The 13,615-nt window shown below is 59.0% G+C and carries 10 protein-coding genes and 2 tRNA genes; 5 read left to right on the top strand and 7 right to left on the bottom strand.

Translation table 11 applies throughout. From position 1 onward, the window contains the following. Positions 1-272 precede the first annotated feature (272 nt). Complete coding sequence (locus CZ345_RS14705) at positions 273-740, top strand: hypothetical protein (RefSeq protein ID WP_077073819.1); 468 nt, start codon at positions 273-275, stop codon at positions 738-740. A gap of 245 nt (positions 741-985) precedes the next feature. Here the strand turns inward: CZ345_RS14705 and CZ345_RS14700 are convergent, their stop codons facing one another. The 5 genes from CZ345_RS14700 to CZ345_RS14680 all read right to left on the bottom strand — a co-directional run bounded on the left by CZ345_RS14700 (position 986) and on the right by CZ345_RS14680 (position 8,952). Then, on the bottom strand, positions 986-1,900 hold the full coding sequence (locus CZ345_RS14700; protein WP_077073818.1) for a DUF2333 family protein: 915 nt from the start codon (positions 1,898-1,900) through the stop codon (positions 986-988). 201 nt (positions 1,901-2,101) lie between these two features. Then, positions 2,102-3,181, bottom strand: a complete 1,080-nt coding sequence (locus CZ345_RS14695) for a M24 family metallopeptidase (RefSeq protein WP_077073817.1) — start codon at positions 3,179-3,181, stop codon at positions 2,102-2,104. A gap of 322 nt (positions 3,182-3,503) precedes the next feature. Further along, positions 3,504-4,643 carry a glutamine-hydrolyzing carbamoyl-phosphate synthase small subunit gene (carA, locus tag CZ345_RS14690; RefSeq protein ID WP_077073816.1) on the bottom strand — a complete coding sequence of 380 codons (1,140 nt, stop codon included), beginning with the start codon at positions 4,641-4,643 and terminating at the stop codon, positions 3,504-3,506. Next, entirely contained in the window at positions 4,640-7,897 is a 3,258-nt protein-coding gene (gene carB / locus CZ345_RS14685) for a carbamoyl-phosphate synthase large subunit (protein ID WP_077073815.1), read from the bottom strand. The genes carA and carB overlap by 4 nt, the downstream gene beginning before the upstream one ends. 230 nt (positions 7,898-8,127) lie before the next feature. Then, a complete protein-coding gene (locus tag CZ345_RS14680; protein ID WP_077073814.1) occupies positions 8,128-8,952 on the bottom strand; it encodes a hemolysin family protein in 825 nt (274 codons plus the stop codon). 429 nt (positions 8,953-9,381) lie between these two features. Between CZ345_RS14680 and CZ345_RS14670 the strand changes: the two genes are divergently transcribed. The 3 genes from CZ345_RS14670 to CZ345_RS14660 all read left to right on the top strand — a co-directional run bounded on the left by CZ345_RS14670 (position 9,382) and on the right by CZ345_RS14660 (position 11,120). Continuing rightward, positions 9,382-9,468 (top strand) — tRNA-Leu (locus CZ345_RS14670). 439 nt (positions 9,469-9,907) lie between these two features. Next, entirely contained in the window at positions 9,908-10,654 is a 747-nt protein-coding gene (locus tag CZ345_RS14665) for a hypothetical protein (RefSeq protein ID WP_077073812.1), read from the top strand. A 154-nt stretch (positions 10,655-10,808) separates the two neighbouring features. After that, a complete protein-coding gene (locus CZ345_RS14660; RefSeq protein ID WP_144277380.1) occupies positions 10,809-11,120 on the top strand; it encodes a hypothetical protein in 312 nt (103 codons plus the stop codon). Between the two features lie 52 nt (positions 11,121-11,172). On the opposite strand, the gene CZ345_RS14655 is transcribed toward CZ345_RS14660, so the two are convergent. Together CZ345_RS14655 and CZ345_RS14650 are read right to left on the bottom strand one after the other, a co-directional pair. Then, positions 11,173-12,492, bottom strand: a complete 1,320-nt coding sequence (locus CZ345_RS14655; protein WP_077073810.1) for an OmpP1/FadL family transporter — start codon at positions 12,490-12,492, stop codon at positions 11,173-11,175. Between the two features lie 91 nt (positions 12,493-12,583). After that, entirely contained in the window at positions 12,584-13,108 is a 525-nt protein-coding gene (locus CZ345_RS14650) for a transposase (protein ID WP_077073809.1), read from the bottom strand. A 167-nt stretch (positions 13,109-13,275) separates the two neighbouring features. Here CZ345_RS14650 and CZ345_RS14645 point away from each other — a divergent pair. After that, a tRNA-Met gene (locus tag CZ345_RS14645) sits at positions 13,276-13,352 on the top strand. Positions 13,353-13,615 lie beyond the last annotated feature (263 nt).

The following is a 13,615-nucleotide window of genomic DNA, read 5'->3' as shown; positions in this document are numbered from 1 at the left end:
TTCTTTGAAGGTGCGTCCTGCCGGGGCTGCTTTTCCCCCGGAAGGCGTGACGGAACGATGCCGGGCCGGCGTTGTGCGTTCCTCTTGCTTTTGTGCCGGACCGTCGTCATTTTTCAAAAAAATGCTATGCTTCCGGGGTGGGCAGGTCAATGCCCGTGTCCGCCGGGACATGCGGGGACCGGAAAAATGTATTTTCCTGATACGGCGGAAAGGAAAACTCCCTCGAGGCAGAGGGAAGGTGCGGGCCATGCCTGCCGGAAAAGAGGAAAACCATGCTCGACAGAATGTATACGGATTTCATGCAGGCGTGGAATGAATGCCCGGGAGAACTCACAACGCAGTTGCTGTCCTGTTTTTCTTTCGGCATTTCCTGCATGTTGTGGTTTGAATCCGCAACGCTGCACATGGCGGAACGCGATTCTTCCCACGCGGGGGAAGACGGAGAGAAGCCTCATGTTCCTGATTTTCCCAGGGAAAACTTTTATCTGTTTTTCTGCGTGGTTCTGCCGTTCATCCTAAAGCATTACGGAAGATACGATGAAGTATGTATTGATGCCGGTTCGTTCGGCAGCATGTCGAAGCTGTTGAACGCATCGGCGGCATTTTTTTCCTTTCTCGGCGTCGTTTTTCAGACGTTTCTGATGTTCGGCGAAGGTGCCATCCTTTTTTCCGGCGTCACGGCGGGGATTCTTGCCGTACTCGTGCTGGTCTGGAAGGTTCGCGGCGTGACGAAGCCCTGAAGAGAACTCCGTGCGGAAGAAGGCGGTAACGCTTTTGCCATGGGTCGGCGGCGCAGGCTCGCCTGCGGCCATGCCCTTGCAGCGTCCTGGAGACGAAGATTTCTCCGAGGCGCAGGAAAACAGACCGCAAGGAAGAACGTTGCCTCTCTTGTTTTCTGCGTGTTCGGAAAAAGCAGGTCCGGCGTTTCCCGTGGAGACGGAAAAGCCGGGCCAGGCTGTTCTTACATGAGAATTTGCGGTATGCCTCAGATTCTCAGGCTGTCGCGGATGTCGGTAAGGCGATTGCGGGCAAAGAGCAGGTAGGAAATGATGAGTTCCCCGGAGTTGAACGACGAAGTGATGTACATGGGGTCGTAGTTGCAGATGAGGTCCATGTAGCGCATGGCCTCGGCCATGTTCTGTTCGTTGTTCTTGTTGCCGATTTCGGGGTAGAGCTCATACATGGCCTTCAGGTAGTCGCGTACCACGAGAATGACGCCCTGAGCTTCGTAGATGCGGTTGTCCAGCGTGTAGAAGGGCAGGTCCTGGCTGTCGTTGAGCAGTCCGAGGGCGTAGCCGAACACGGTTTCGCCGAGAATGAGATTGAAGGCGGAATAGATGTCGTCGGTACGGCAGTTGTACACGGCCTTGCCCGCCAGAAGATCCTTCTTGTACTGCTCCGTCATGGAAAGTGCCTTCTTGAAGGAACCTTCCGCCGAGGGAATGAAAAGCATACCCCAGCGCTGGGGGCTGATGGCGAAGTGATTGAGTCGCGCGTTGTAGAGAAGGTCGTTTTCTCTGTCGTTGCTGCCCAGCTTGGCGATGACGGTGGAATAATGGTCGAAGAGCATTTTCGTGGCCACATAGGTGCCGAACTGCCGGTAGGCGCGGTTGTCCATGATCCAGCGGTTGAACAGAATGTCGTTGGCCGTCCAGCCGAAGGTGGAGTTCAGTTCCGCATCCATGCGGTTGGTCAGGGCGGAAAGAAGGGCCGCGCCCTTGGCCTGTTCCGTCATCTGCTCTTCGGTGTTCACCTGATAGACCGGAAATTTCACGGGGTCTATGAGGGTATAGAGTTTCTGGGAACCCCATACCGTGAACAATATGCCGACAAAAAGCAGCACCTGAATGCCCAGCGTTTTGGCCACAATGATGAAGTGTCGCTTTTCGGGGTGTATCATGCGTGTCTCCTGAAAAGGGGTTGAGGGCGGGGCCGCGCTTCCCATGCAGGGCTGCGGCCTCAGATAATCTTGTGCCTTTTAACTATAGTCATTCCCCGCCGCTTTTCAACTTTTGAAGTGTGACGTTTTGTAACAGAACGCCGGCCCCCTGCGCCGCACGCGTTTGCGCGGCAGGGGCCGGCGTTTTTGAGTGTTTTCTTCTCAGAACACGCGGCAGCCGTCTTCGGTGATGACGGCCATGTATTCCCAGCGTGCGCCGCCCCAGCCGGGGAAGTACAGGCCCGGTTCTATGGTCACGATCATGCCGGGCTGCAGGGGGCGGGTGTTGGATATGCTGAGGCGCGGGCCTTCATGGGTTTCCAGCCCTACGCCGTGTCCCAGCGAATGGGTGAAGTACCGTTCCATGCCGCAGGAGGCGAAGTAGTCCACGGCAATCTTGTGCACTTCCCTGCCCGTGATGCCGGGCCTGAGGGCGGCTATGGCGCGGCGCTGCGCCTCCTGCACGCGCTCAAGCATTTCCGTAAAGCGCGGTTCGGGCCTGTCGCCTATCCAGAAGGTGCGCGTCTGGTCGGAGCAGTAGCCGTTCAGGCGGCAGCCCTCGTCCACCAGCACCATGCAGTTTTCCGTGAACACGGCGGGTGTGTCCGGGGCGTAGTGGGGCAGGGCGGCGTTGGCGTTCATGGCCACGATGGAAGGAAAGCTGAGTTCCGAAGCGCCGTGCTCGCGGTAGAATTTTTCTATGCCCCAGGCTGCGGAAGCTTCGTCCTGGCCGGGAACAAGCAGAGAGGGAAGCCATTCCAGCATACGGTGATTGAGTTTGACCGAGGCGTCGATGAGGCGGATTTCCTCCTCGTCCTTGATTTCGCGGAGTTTTTCCACCAGCCCGTCCGCTCCCTTGAGCGTGAGGCCGGGTTCAAGCCGCCGCGCATAGGCGCGGGAAAGGTGTTCCTCCTCCACGCCGATGACGCCGGAGGCGCCGCAGAGCTTTTTGAACAGTCCGTTGAGTTCTTCGGAAGAAGAGGTGCGGTAGATGGACACCCGTTCCCTGTCCCACAGCTTGGCGGCGGCTTCCTCATAGCGGGAATCGGTGCACAGCCAGTCTTTGCCGTCCTTCATGATGATGAGGCAGCCGGAACTTTCGTTGCACTGGCAGTCGTGCAGCTCAAAGCCGGAAAGGTAATAGCGGTTGGCGCTCTGACTGACCAGAAGTGCGTCCAGTCCTTCCTCATGCATGAGGCGGCGCAGGTTTTCCCTTCTCAGGGCAAAGGTTTCGCTGTTCATGGTATCCTCGATATGACGCGCCCTTTTGGGAGAAGGGCGGTGTTGCCGTTTTGCCGTGCCTGCGGGGAGGGCGTCCGTCCTTTCGGTTCGCCCCTGAGGGAAGGGCGAAGCTCAGGCACACTCCCGGCGGAAAGGCCGGAGCGTCCTTGCCGGTTTGCGCGGCATTCCTGACGGGAAGTCCGTTTCAGGCCGAAGCGTAAGGCTTTTTTTCTTTTAAGCCAACGTGTCCGCATCATGCCTCATCCGGGCGGCGCGGAAAAGGAAAACGGGCGAAGCGCGTCGCGCCTCGCCCGTCTGCATCATGGTTTTTCTGCCGGAGAACCTACTTCCCGGCCTTGGCCTTCAGCACCATGGCCTTGAAGTCGGTGAAGAAGGTACGGCTGTCGGTGGGACCGGCGGCCGCTTCGGGGTGATGCTGCACCGTCATGATGGGCTTTTCAGGATGGCGGAAGCCTTCCAGCGTGCCGTCGTTGAGGTTCACATACACCTTTTCCACGCCTTCGGGCGGAATCACGCAGAAGCCGTGGTTCTGGGAAGAGATTTCGATGCGGCCGGTCAGGAGGTTCTTGACCGGATGGTTCACGCCGTGATGGCCGAACTTCAGTTTGGTGGTGGTGCCGCCGAGAGCGTGACCGAGCAGCTGATGCCCGAGGCAGATGGCGCCGATGGGGAAGATTTCCGCCATCCTGGCGATTTCCGCAATTTCGGGCTTCAGGGTGGCGGGGTCGCCGGGGCCGTTGGAAAGGAAAACGCCGTCGGGGTTTGCGGCCTTCACCTGTTCGCAGGTGAAGGAGGGCGGAACCACCAGAAGTTCCATGTCCTGAGCGGAAAGAAGGCGCAGGATGTTCCACTTGATGCCGAAGTCGTACACCACGATGTTGAGCGCCTTGCCGCCGGGCCAGTTGTAGGAGCCGTCGGCGTTCAGCGTCACGGGCGCGGGGCGTCCCGCAGCTTCATCCCAGCGGTAGGGGGCGGAGGGTGCCACGCGGGTGACGAGGTTCTGGCCTTCCATGGAAGGCAGTTCGTTCGCCTTCTTCACCAGTTCCTCGGGGTCGAGAATGCTGGTGGAAATGCAGCCGCGCATGGCGCCGTTCTTGCGCAGGTGCAGCGTGAGCGCGCGGGTATCGATGCCTTCGATGCCCGGAACGCCCTGACGCATGAGGAAGTCGGGCAGGCTTTCCGTGGCGCGCCAGTTGGAAGGCTCCTTGCAGCATTCCTTGACGATGAGGGCCGACATGTGCACCTTTTCCGATTCCATGTCGTCGGGGTTGATGCCGTAGTTGCCGATGAGCGGATAGGTGAGGCACACCATCTGTCCCGCATAGGAGGGATCGGTGAGCAGTTCCTGGTATCCGGCCATGGCCGTATTGAAAATGACTTCGCCGCCGGTCAGTTCGATGGGACCGGTGAAGGATTCGCCTTCAAGGGTGAAGCCGTCTTCGAGGGCGAGCAGAGCTTTCATGCGCGTTCTCCTTTGATCGCTCCGGCATAGTAGTCCTGGATGCACTCCACGCGGAGGGCCTTGTTCTGCTGATGCTGGATGGCGCGGGCAATGGCGCGTGCGCCGGAAATCGTGGTGGTAAAGGACACGCCGTAATGCAGCGTGGTCTGACGGATGGCCCGGGAGTCGTGGGTGGTGCGCTTGCCGGAAGCGGTGTTGATGACCATGGCCACTTCGCCGTTCTTGATCATGTCCACGATGTTCGGGCGGCCTTCATGCACCTTGAGCACGGGCTGCACGTCCAGCCCGGAGTCCTTGAGGAGCTTTGCCGTGCCGCGCGTGGCGAGCAGCTCGAAGCCGAGGTCCGCGTAGGATTTGGCGATGGGCACCACGAATTCCTTGTCGCGGTCGTTCACGGAAATGAACACCTTGCCGTAGGAGGGCAGGGTCTGACCGGAGCCGAGCTGGCTCTTCAGGAAGGCTTCGTCGAAGGTGCAGGCCACGCCCATGACTTCGCCGGTGGAGCGCATTTCAGGTCCGAGCAGAATATCCACGCCGGGGAAGCGCTTGAAGGGGAACACGGCTTCCTTCACGCACACATAGCCGGTCTTGCGCATGGACCAGGGGTCGAGTTCCGCAAGCGTCTTGCCCAGCATGATCTGCGTGGCGAGGCGGGGCAGCGGCACGCCCGTGGCCTTGGACACGAAGGGCGCGGTACGGGAGGCGCGGGGGTTCACCTCGAGGATGAAGATTCTTTCGTCCTTCACGGCGAACTGGATGTTCATGAGGCCGACCACGCGCAGCTCCTTGGCAAGAGCGATGGTCTGGCGGCTGATTTCCTCGACGATGTTGTCCGGCAGGGAGTAGGGGGGCAGGGAGCAGGCCGAGTCGCCGGAATGGATGCCCGCGGCTTCGATGTGTTCCATGATGCCCGCCACATACACGTCCTTGCCGTCGGCCAGGGCGTCCACGTCCACTTCAATGGCGTTTTCCAGGAACTGGTCGATGAGGATGGGGTGTTCGGGGGTATCCGTACCCACCACGGTGCGGAAGTAGTCGTCGAGGTCGTCGGGGCCGTAGCACACCATCATGGCGCGGCCGCCGAGAACGTAGCTCGGACGCACGATGATGGGGTAGCCTATGCGGGCGGCTTCGCGCTTGGCCACGTCCAGCGAGATGCAGGTGCCGTTCTGCGGCTGCAGAAGGTGCAGCTTCTGAATGAGGGCCTGGAAGCGTTCGCGGTCTTCGGCGCGGTCGATGGCGTCGGGGCTGGTGCCGAGAATGGGCACGCCAGCGCGCTGCAGCGGCACGGCGAGGTTCAGCGGGGTCTGACCGCCGAACTGCACGATGACGCCGTCGGGCTTTTCCGTTTCCACGATGTGCATCACGTCCTCAAAGGTGAGAGGCTCGAAGTACAGGCGGTCGGAAGTATCGTAGTCGGTGGACACGGTTTCGGGGTTGGAGTTGACCATGATGGCTTCCACTCCTTCGTCGCGCAGGGCGAAGGAGGCGTGGCAGCAGCAGTAGTCGAACTCGATGCCCTGGCCTATGCGGTTGGGGCCGCCGCCGAGAATGATGACCTTCTTGCGGTCGTGCACGTCGAGTTCTCGGCCGGTCTCATAGGTGGAATAGAAATAGGGGGTGTAGGCTTCGAATTCTGCGGCGCAGGTATCCACGAGGTAGTACACCGGTTCCGTGCCCGTGGCCTTGCGCAGGGCGGCCACGTCGCTTTCGGGGCGCTTCCACATTTCCGCAAGCTGCCTGTCGGAGAAGCCGAACTCCTTGGCGCGGCGCAGAAGGCGGGTGAGCTCGGGGTTGTCCGGCGTCATGGAGTTGCCGAGCGCAAAGTCCCGAAGTTCGCCTTCCATGTTCACGATGTCGCGGATCTGGCGCAGGAACCACGGGTCGATGGCGGTGACGGCGTGGATTTCCTCCACGCTCATGCCCGCGAGAAGGGCGTGGCGCAGGGCGAAGATGCGCTTGGAGTTGGGCGTACGCAGCCTGGCCATGATGTCGTCCATGGCGGGCAGGGCGCCGCGGAAGTTGCTGCCGAGGCCGGGAGCGCCGATTTCCAGAGAGCGCAGGCCCTTCTGCAGCGCTTCCTTGAAGGTACGGCCGATGGCCATGGTTTCGCCCACGCTCTTCATGGAAGTGGTGAGCTCGTCCTTGGCTCCGGCGAACTTTTCAAAGGTGAAGCGGGGAATCTTCACCACGCAGTAGTCGATGGCCGGTTCGAAGCTGGCCATGGTCTCGCGGGTGATGTCGTTGGGAATCTCGTCCAGCGTATAGCCGATGGCCAGCTTGGCCGCGATCTTGGCGATGGGGAAGCCGGTAGCCTTGGACGCCAGCGCGGAGGAGCGGGACACGCGGGGGTTCATCTCAATGACGACCAGCTCGCCGTTTTCGGGGTTCAGACCGAACTGCACGTTGGAACCGCCGGTCTCCACGCCGATTTCGCGCATGATGGCGATGGAGGCGTCGCGGATTTTCTGATACTCCACGTCGGTGAGCGTCTGCACGGGGGCCACGGTGATGGAGTCGCCGGTATGCACGCCCATGGGATCGAGGTTTTCAATGGAGCACACGATCACGCAGTTGTCCTTGCGGTCGCGCATGACTTCCATTTCGATTTCCTTCCAGCCGAGCACCGACTGTTCCACCAGCACTTCGCTGGTAATGGAGGCGTCGAGACCGCCCGCGGCGATTTCTTCCAGGTCTTCCTGGTTGTAGGCCACGCCGCCGCCGGAGCCGCCCAGCGTGAAGGCCGGGCGGATGATGAGCGGGAAGGGCATTTCCGAAGCGATGCGGCGCACGTCTTCCATGCTGCGGGCGATTTCGCTGCGGGGCACCTTGATGCCGATGTTTTCCATGGCGGCGCGGAACAGTTCGCGGCTTTCCGCTTTTTCGATGACCTTGGCGTTGGCGCCGATGAGCTCCACGCCGCATTCCGCGAGCACGCCCATCTTTTCCAGAGCAAGAGCGGTATTCAGGCCGGTCTGGCCGCCCAGCGTGGGCAGAATGGCGTCGGGCCGTTCCTTGCGGACGATGGCGGCCACGGTTTCAGGTTCGATGGGTTCGATATAGGTCCGGTCGGCAAGACCGGGGTCGGTCATGATGGTAGCCGGGTTGGAATTGACAAGGATGACTTCGTACCCTTCTTCCTTGAGGGCCTTCACGGCCTGGGTACCGGAATAGTCGAATTCACAGGCCTGGCCGATGACGATCGGGCCCGAACCTATGACCATAATGCGCTTAAGGTCTGTACGCTTAGGCATATTCCGCTCCTAAAGTGGGTTTAAACTTGCGTATGATTACACGTTGCCCCGAGATAATCAAGCGCCGCTCCCCCATGTCGCGCCGGAGGGGCGCTCTGCCGTGCCTGCCCCCGGCGGGTACGTTCCCGGGGAAGGGCTTTTTCCGCGGGGTACGGAATCATGCGGAACATGTTCCGCCGTGCTTCGCCCATAAAAAAAGCCATGGGCGGAACCCATGGCCTTACAGGCGGTTATTCTTCCTGTTCCCGCGTGGCGATCACGGTGTGTATCTGCTTGGCGTCGGCATCGGCTATGGTGAACAGCCAGCCTCCTATGCGGAACTCCTCATCCTTCTGCGGAACATGTCCCGCGTCCAGACTGAGGTAGCCGCCGATGGTGTCCACTTCGTCGGATTCCAGGTGTATGCCGAGTTCTTCCAGTTCTTCCAGATAGGCGCGGCCGGAAAGCTCGTATCTGCCGCCCTCCAGAGGCCGGATGTCTTCTTCCTTGGGGGCGTCGTGTTCGTCTTCGATGTCGCCCACGATGACTTCCAGCAGGTCTTCGATGGTGGCGAGGCCGGAGGTGCCGCCGTATTCGTCCACCACGATGGCCAGGTGATTCTTGCGGCTGCGGAATTCCTGCAGGAGCTCGCTGGCGATCTTGGTTTCGGGCACGAAGAAGGGCTGGCTCATGATGCTGTCCACGGGGGAGTTCTGCAGCTCCACCTGCATGAGGGAACTCAGCATGTCCTTGGCGTGCACGATGCCGATGATGTTGTCGCGCGTTTCCTTGTAGACGGGCAGACGGGAATGGCCCGTTTCCACAATGGCGCCCGCGGCCTCAAGGATGGTCGTGCCGGAAGGCAGACAGTCGATGTCCGTGCGGGGCGTCATGATGTCCTGCACCTGCAGCTCGTCCAGAGAAAGGATGGAAAGCAGCATGGAACCTTCTTCCGCCTTCAGCTCGCCGTCTTCGCGGGCTTCGCGGATAGCCTGTTCCAGATGATCTTCCGAGTTTTTGCCGGAAAAGAAAGAACTGAGTTTCGACCACACGGTACTGTGGGATTCGCCGTCCAAGACGATACTCCTTGGCTAAGGTTCAGGCCGGAAAATATGCCGTGCCGCAAGGCAAGGGCCGGATGAACCGGCTCCGGCGCGGGAAAGCCCGCTCATCGGGCGCAATAACGGGGAAAAACGGAAAGGCCGCCTCATGCGGGGCGGAACCCTGGAAACAGAAACGCGCCCGCGCGCGGAACCTGGTAAGGGGAACGTCGGAAGGCTGACAGCCGGCATCTTCCTGAGCGGAAAGGGGGCTGTCGTTGTTATGGTCGTTCGTCGGGCAGGTGTCGTTCATGTCAGATCCAGATTTTGATGGTCAGGTTAGCTTGTTCAGGCCAAAAAGGCAAGACACGCCGCGGAGCGGGGACTTCTTTTTTCCCCGCCGGGCGCGTCGGACGGGCGCGTGAGGTTGACCTTGCGCCGTGAAGTCTATATAGATGCTTCTGTGCCGGAATGGTGGAATTGGTAAACGCAGCGGACTCAAAATCCGCCGGTGGAAACACCTTGAGAGTTCGAGTCTCTCTTCCGGCACCAGAATTTCGGCACCGGCCTTTGCGGCAGGTGCTTTTTTTTTGTGCCCTGCATCCGCAGGAGGGGGCGCTTCAGCGCGTACAGGGGGCCTGTCTTCCGGCAAAAGCAGCGCCGGTATCTTTCTTTTCATGTTTCGGAAAGCCTGTCGGCCTTGCAGACTGAGGGAGCGCACGGCCGGGCCCGATGCACAGCTCGGGGGAGAAAACTCCCCGTTCCTTCCTTTAAAGCGCAGAGCCTTTTCTGCATGTTCCGCTTTTTTCGGGAAATGGCCCGGAATCGTCATGCTCCCCCGTGTCCGGGAAGAGATGGGAGTACGTTTCTCCTGTTTCACCGGAGAAAAGGCGGGAACGTCTGTCGTTCCGGTATGGGCAGGCGGACTTTTCACCGTTTCTTCTTTTTTGTACCATGCCCGGAAATCATAACCCGAACAAGGCAGGATGACATGGCGTTCAACGGCTGGGAAAACGTGAAGGAAGGCGAGGAATTTTCCGTGGAGGAGATTGCCGCGTTTTATGGCAGGCTGGGGCCTTATTCCCTGCTGGAACCGTTGCGGCGCAGCCTGTGGGGCCGGTATCCCCTCATGACGCGGGCCGTGGCCGCCGATGGTGTGGAAGGCCTGTTCAAGCCCGGAGAAAAGGTACGCCTTTTTCTGAGGGAGGAAGACGACGGGTACAAGATGACGGCTTTTCCCGAACATCTTTTTGATAAGGAAGGCAGCCTGCGGCCCTTCATCGGTATGGCGGAGGAAAAGGCCATACAGTCTTCCTCCCCTTCCTGGGATGAGAAGTGGACGGACATGTTCTGCGCCCGGGATTACTGCCTGCCCTTCTGCGATGCTCTTCAGCAGCTTCAGCCTCCGTACACGGAAGAGCAGATGGAAGAGCTTTACCGTTCCTTTGCCGATACCTATGCGGAACACGAAAACCGCTGCGCCATGATTTCCGGTCTGTACCGCACGGGTGCGGCGCGTTTTTCCGCCTTCTGTTTCGCACTGGCCCGCGAAGGCATGGAAGCTCCCGACGGTTCCTGCTACTTTGCTCCCTGGGATGTGGTCCTGCTGTTCTTTGAGCTGAAGGAAGGCGGCGAATTCGGCGCCGTGGCCACCGTGCCGCTCCGGCTGGTCAATTTTTATGATCCGAAAAAGCTCAAGGCCTTTGCCGAGACTCTGGAAGATCAGTGGAAGGCATAGCTTCACTGCGATGACGCAATCGTCCGCCCATGAATGCCCTGCGTACAATCCGCTCCGCTTCATGGGCGTTTTCCTTGTTGTACGTTGTTTCAGGGGGCGTTTTTTCTCCGACACGTCGCAGGTGCGTGCGGCCTGTATTGTGCAGAGGACGGACATGGAAAAAAGGGAAAGTCGTGGAGCCGGCATCCGCGGAGCCGGTAACGTCTCTTTCCCGTTTTTTCTGCCGGTGTGGAAAACTGAGGTGCTGCTGCGTTTCCTTGAGGAAGAATTCTTTTCAGGAAGAGGATGGCTGCCCGTTTTTGCGCCTGTGTTTTCTGTGGGTGGGGGCGGCGCTTCGCATATCTTTCTCAGAGAGCACGGGGGTACGACTTTTGCCGTATATGTTTTGAGGCACGTTGTTCTGCATCGGCAGAAGAATCTTCCATGCTTTTGTACCTGTCTGCCGGAAAAGGATGCCGCAGATTAAAAAAGAAAGGCCGCCCGGGCGGCCTTCTTTTGTTTTTGCAGGGAAACTCGTCTTAGAACTTATACCCTATGCCGATGCCGAAGTTGTGGGCATGGGGATGCGTGGTACGGCCTGCCACCACACCGCTTCCGGGGTTGGTAGCCGCGGCAAGCGTGTAGTCGAGCACATGGTTGTGGATGTACATGTACGCGATGTCGAAGGTCCAGTTTTTGTAGAAGAAGCCCACGCCTGCGGTATAGTAGTTTCTGCCGTTGGAAGGCACCATGTAGTCGGCGTTGCCAAGGTTCATGGGAGAGGTTTCATACATGAAGCCGAGGCGCAGCGCCATCCAGTCCACGGGCTTGTATTCGGCGGAAATGCCGAGCGTCCAGCTGTTTTCCCAGTGTCTGTCGGTGTTCTGCCATGCGTTCACCGGATCTTTCATATACATGTTGAAGTCGCGGAAGCGGCTCCAGAGCGTATACACGGCGTCTGCTTCAAAGCTCAGGTTCTCCAGCGGCTTATAGGCTACGCCGAAGCCGATGGAATCGGGCAGGTGGAGCGTGCCGCGCAGGCGGGAATTCTGGATCGCGCTGAGGCCGAGGGCCTGCCCGAAGTAGGTTTTTCCTATCTGGTTATCGTAGCGGGTTTTGCCGCTGACCTTGAGGCTCATGGGGGCGCGGTAGGTCAGGCCGAGGGACCACTGATCGTTGAGCCTGGCGTGCAGGGCCACGTTGCCGCCGAAGGAAACGCCGTGTCCGTTGATGCTCACGTCGCCGGGGTCGCCGTAGAGTGCACTTCCTGCGGCAAGGGGGGCATAGCTGGAGAGGTTCTTGCGCATCTGCATGGATGCGCCCATCACTTCCACGCCCAGAGCCAGAGAAAGATGATCGTTGAGCTTGAAGGCGACGTTGGGATTGAGGGAACTGGTAATGAGCTGCACGCTCTGCAGGTTGTAGCCGCCCGGCCATTCATTGGGATACTTCACGCCCAGGCCGAAACGGGTATAGGAGGCCAGGCCGAACCACACCTTGTCGTTGATCTGATGGGTGATGTAGAAGGCGGGGATGGGCCAGGTCTGATGAGCGCTGTGGAAGTTGCCCGTGTCGTTGCCCGCCCTGTCGCGGGTGTCCACGCCCCAGTAGAACTGCGAAACGGCAAGGTTTGCCTGCAGCTGCGTGCCTTCAAGGAGCGTCATGGCCGCAGGGTTGTAGGCGAGGGTGGAGGCATCGCCGCCGCGTGCGATGAGACCGCCGGCAAGGCCCATGCCTCTGGCGCTGTTCTCCATGATGGCGAAGCCTTCGGCAAACGCGCGCTGGGAGGGGAGAAGGAAAAGGGAAGTCAACAGACACAGCACACAGAGGATTCGTGTGCTTACATAGGAACGACTCATCACATAACTCCTGCTGCCGATATGCAAAAAAAGGCGGGCCCGGAAGGCCTGAAGCCATGTGATGAACAATAGGCTGTGCTGATAGTTTAAATCAAGATTTGAATGTATCCGTAAATAATGCCGTGGCCTTGTCGCAAAGTTCCTTGGCGCGCTCGCGGCTTCTGCGGCTGATGACGGGCCTCCAGATGCGGCATTCCTCGGGGGAATCCTGCCCGGCGTGGCCGTCCGTCAGAGCAGCGTCGCTCTTGCCGGCTCCCTGAGCTGCGGGCTTGGATACTCTGGTGGTGTCCAGCGTCCATTCCCACGCAATGCCCTTCATTTCTTCAAATTCCGCAAGGCCCTTCTTCCAGAGTTCGCTGAAGAATCCCTGCGCTTCCCACTTCTTGAAGTAGGCATGGATGGAACTCGGGCTGCCGTAGAATTCCTTGGGAAGAGACTTCCACTGTGTGCCGGTTTTCAGGACATAGACAATGGCCGAAAAAACTTTTCGCTGATCAAGCGGCTTGCGGCCCCCGCCGGAAATGCGCTGGTACACCTTTTCAGGATCGCGGACGGTTTCGGGGATGAGCGGCTTGACGGCTTCCCAGAACGAATCGGATATTTCCCAGAATTTCATGATGTTAAACCCATATACATGATACGATGGGGGGAAGTTTAGCATAAAAAAAAGGGGAAGTCAGCCATTAGTTATTTACGGATAAGAAAAAGCGAAAAAAATTTTTCTGAAAGCAAAAAAAAGTTGTTGACAGCCTTCCCCGTCAACGCTATATATAGCGAACACGACGCGGGGTGGAGCAGCTTGGTAGCTCGTCGGGCTCATAACCCGAAGGTCATTGGTTCAAATCCTTTCCCCGCAACCAAGAAAATCAGGCACTTACAGTTTTCTAACCGTAAGTGCCTTTTCATTTTTCTAACCTATTTCTAACCAGAAGGGGAAGATAAGTGCTGACGCTTGCGGTGCGTCCAATGGAAACATACCGGAGGGGTATTCCGGGCTGTGCTCTTCTCGCTGAGACAGTAACTCACTTGAGGGCGCGTCTTACCCCATTCCTAACCATTTCCTAACAATTATCTGAGTTCAACAAGAATAGAAGTGGGTTGTCCTAGGGTCAGGACTCGTTAT

Source organism: Mailhella massiliensis (assembly GCF_900155525.1).
GTDB classification, from domain to species: Bacteria; Desulfobacterota; Desulfovibrionia; order Desulfovibrionales; family Desulfovibrionaceae; genus Mailhella; species Mailhella massiliensis.
The sequence above is the reverse complement of the archived record's forward strand: the minus strand, read 5'-3'. Positions and strand labels throughout refer to the sequence as shown.

What these genes read in the sequence shown, in the direction of transcription:
- CZ345_RS14705 (WP_077073819.1), top strand. Translation starts at nt 273, where the DNA reads ATGCTCGACAGAATGTATACGGATTTCATGCAGGCGTGGAATGAATGC.
- CZ345_RS14700 (WP_077073818.1), bottom strand. Translation starts at nt 1,900, where the DNA reads ATGATACACCCCGAAAAGCGACACTTCATCATTGTGGCCAAAACGCTG.
- CZ345_RS14695 (WP_077073817.1), bottom strand. Translation starts at nt 3,181, where the DNA reads ATGAACAGCGAAACCTTTGCCCTGAGAAGGGAAAACCTGCGCCGCCTC.
- carA (WP_077073816.1), bottom strand. Translation starts at nt 4,643, where the DNA reads ATGAAAGCTCTGCTCGCCCTCGAAGACGGCTTCACCCTTGAAGGCGAA.
- carB (WP_077073815.1), bottom strand. Translation starts at nt 7,897, where the DNA reads ATGCCTAAGCGTACAGACCTTAAGCGCATTATGGTCATAGGTTCGGGC.
- CZ345_RS14665 (WP_077073812.1), top strand. Translation starts at nt 9,908, where the DNA reads ATGGCGTTCAACGGCTGGGAAAACGTGAAGGAAGGCGAGGAATTTTCC.
- CZ345_RS14660 (WP_144277380.1), top strand. Translation starts at nt 10,809, where the DNA reads ATGGAAAAAAGGGAAAGTCGTGGAGCCGGCATCCGCGGAGCCGGTAAC.
- CZ345_RS14655 (WP_077073810.1), bottom strand. Translation starts at nt 12,492, where the DNA reads ATGAGTCGTTCCTATGTAAGCACACGAATCCTCTGTGTGCTGTGTCTG.
- CZ345_RS14650 (WP_077073809.1), bottom strand. Translation starts at nt 13,108, where the DNA reads ATGAAATTCTGGGAAATATCCGATTCGTTCTGGGAAGCCGTCAAGCCG.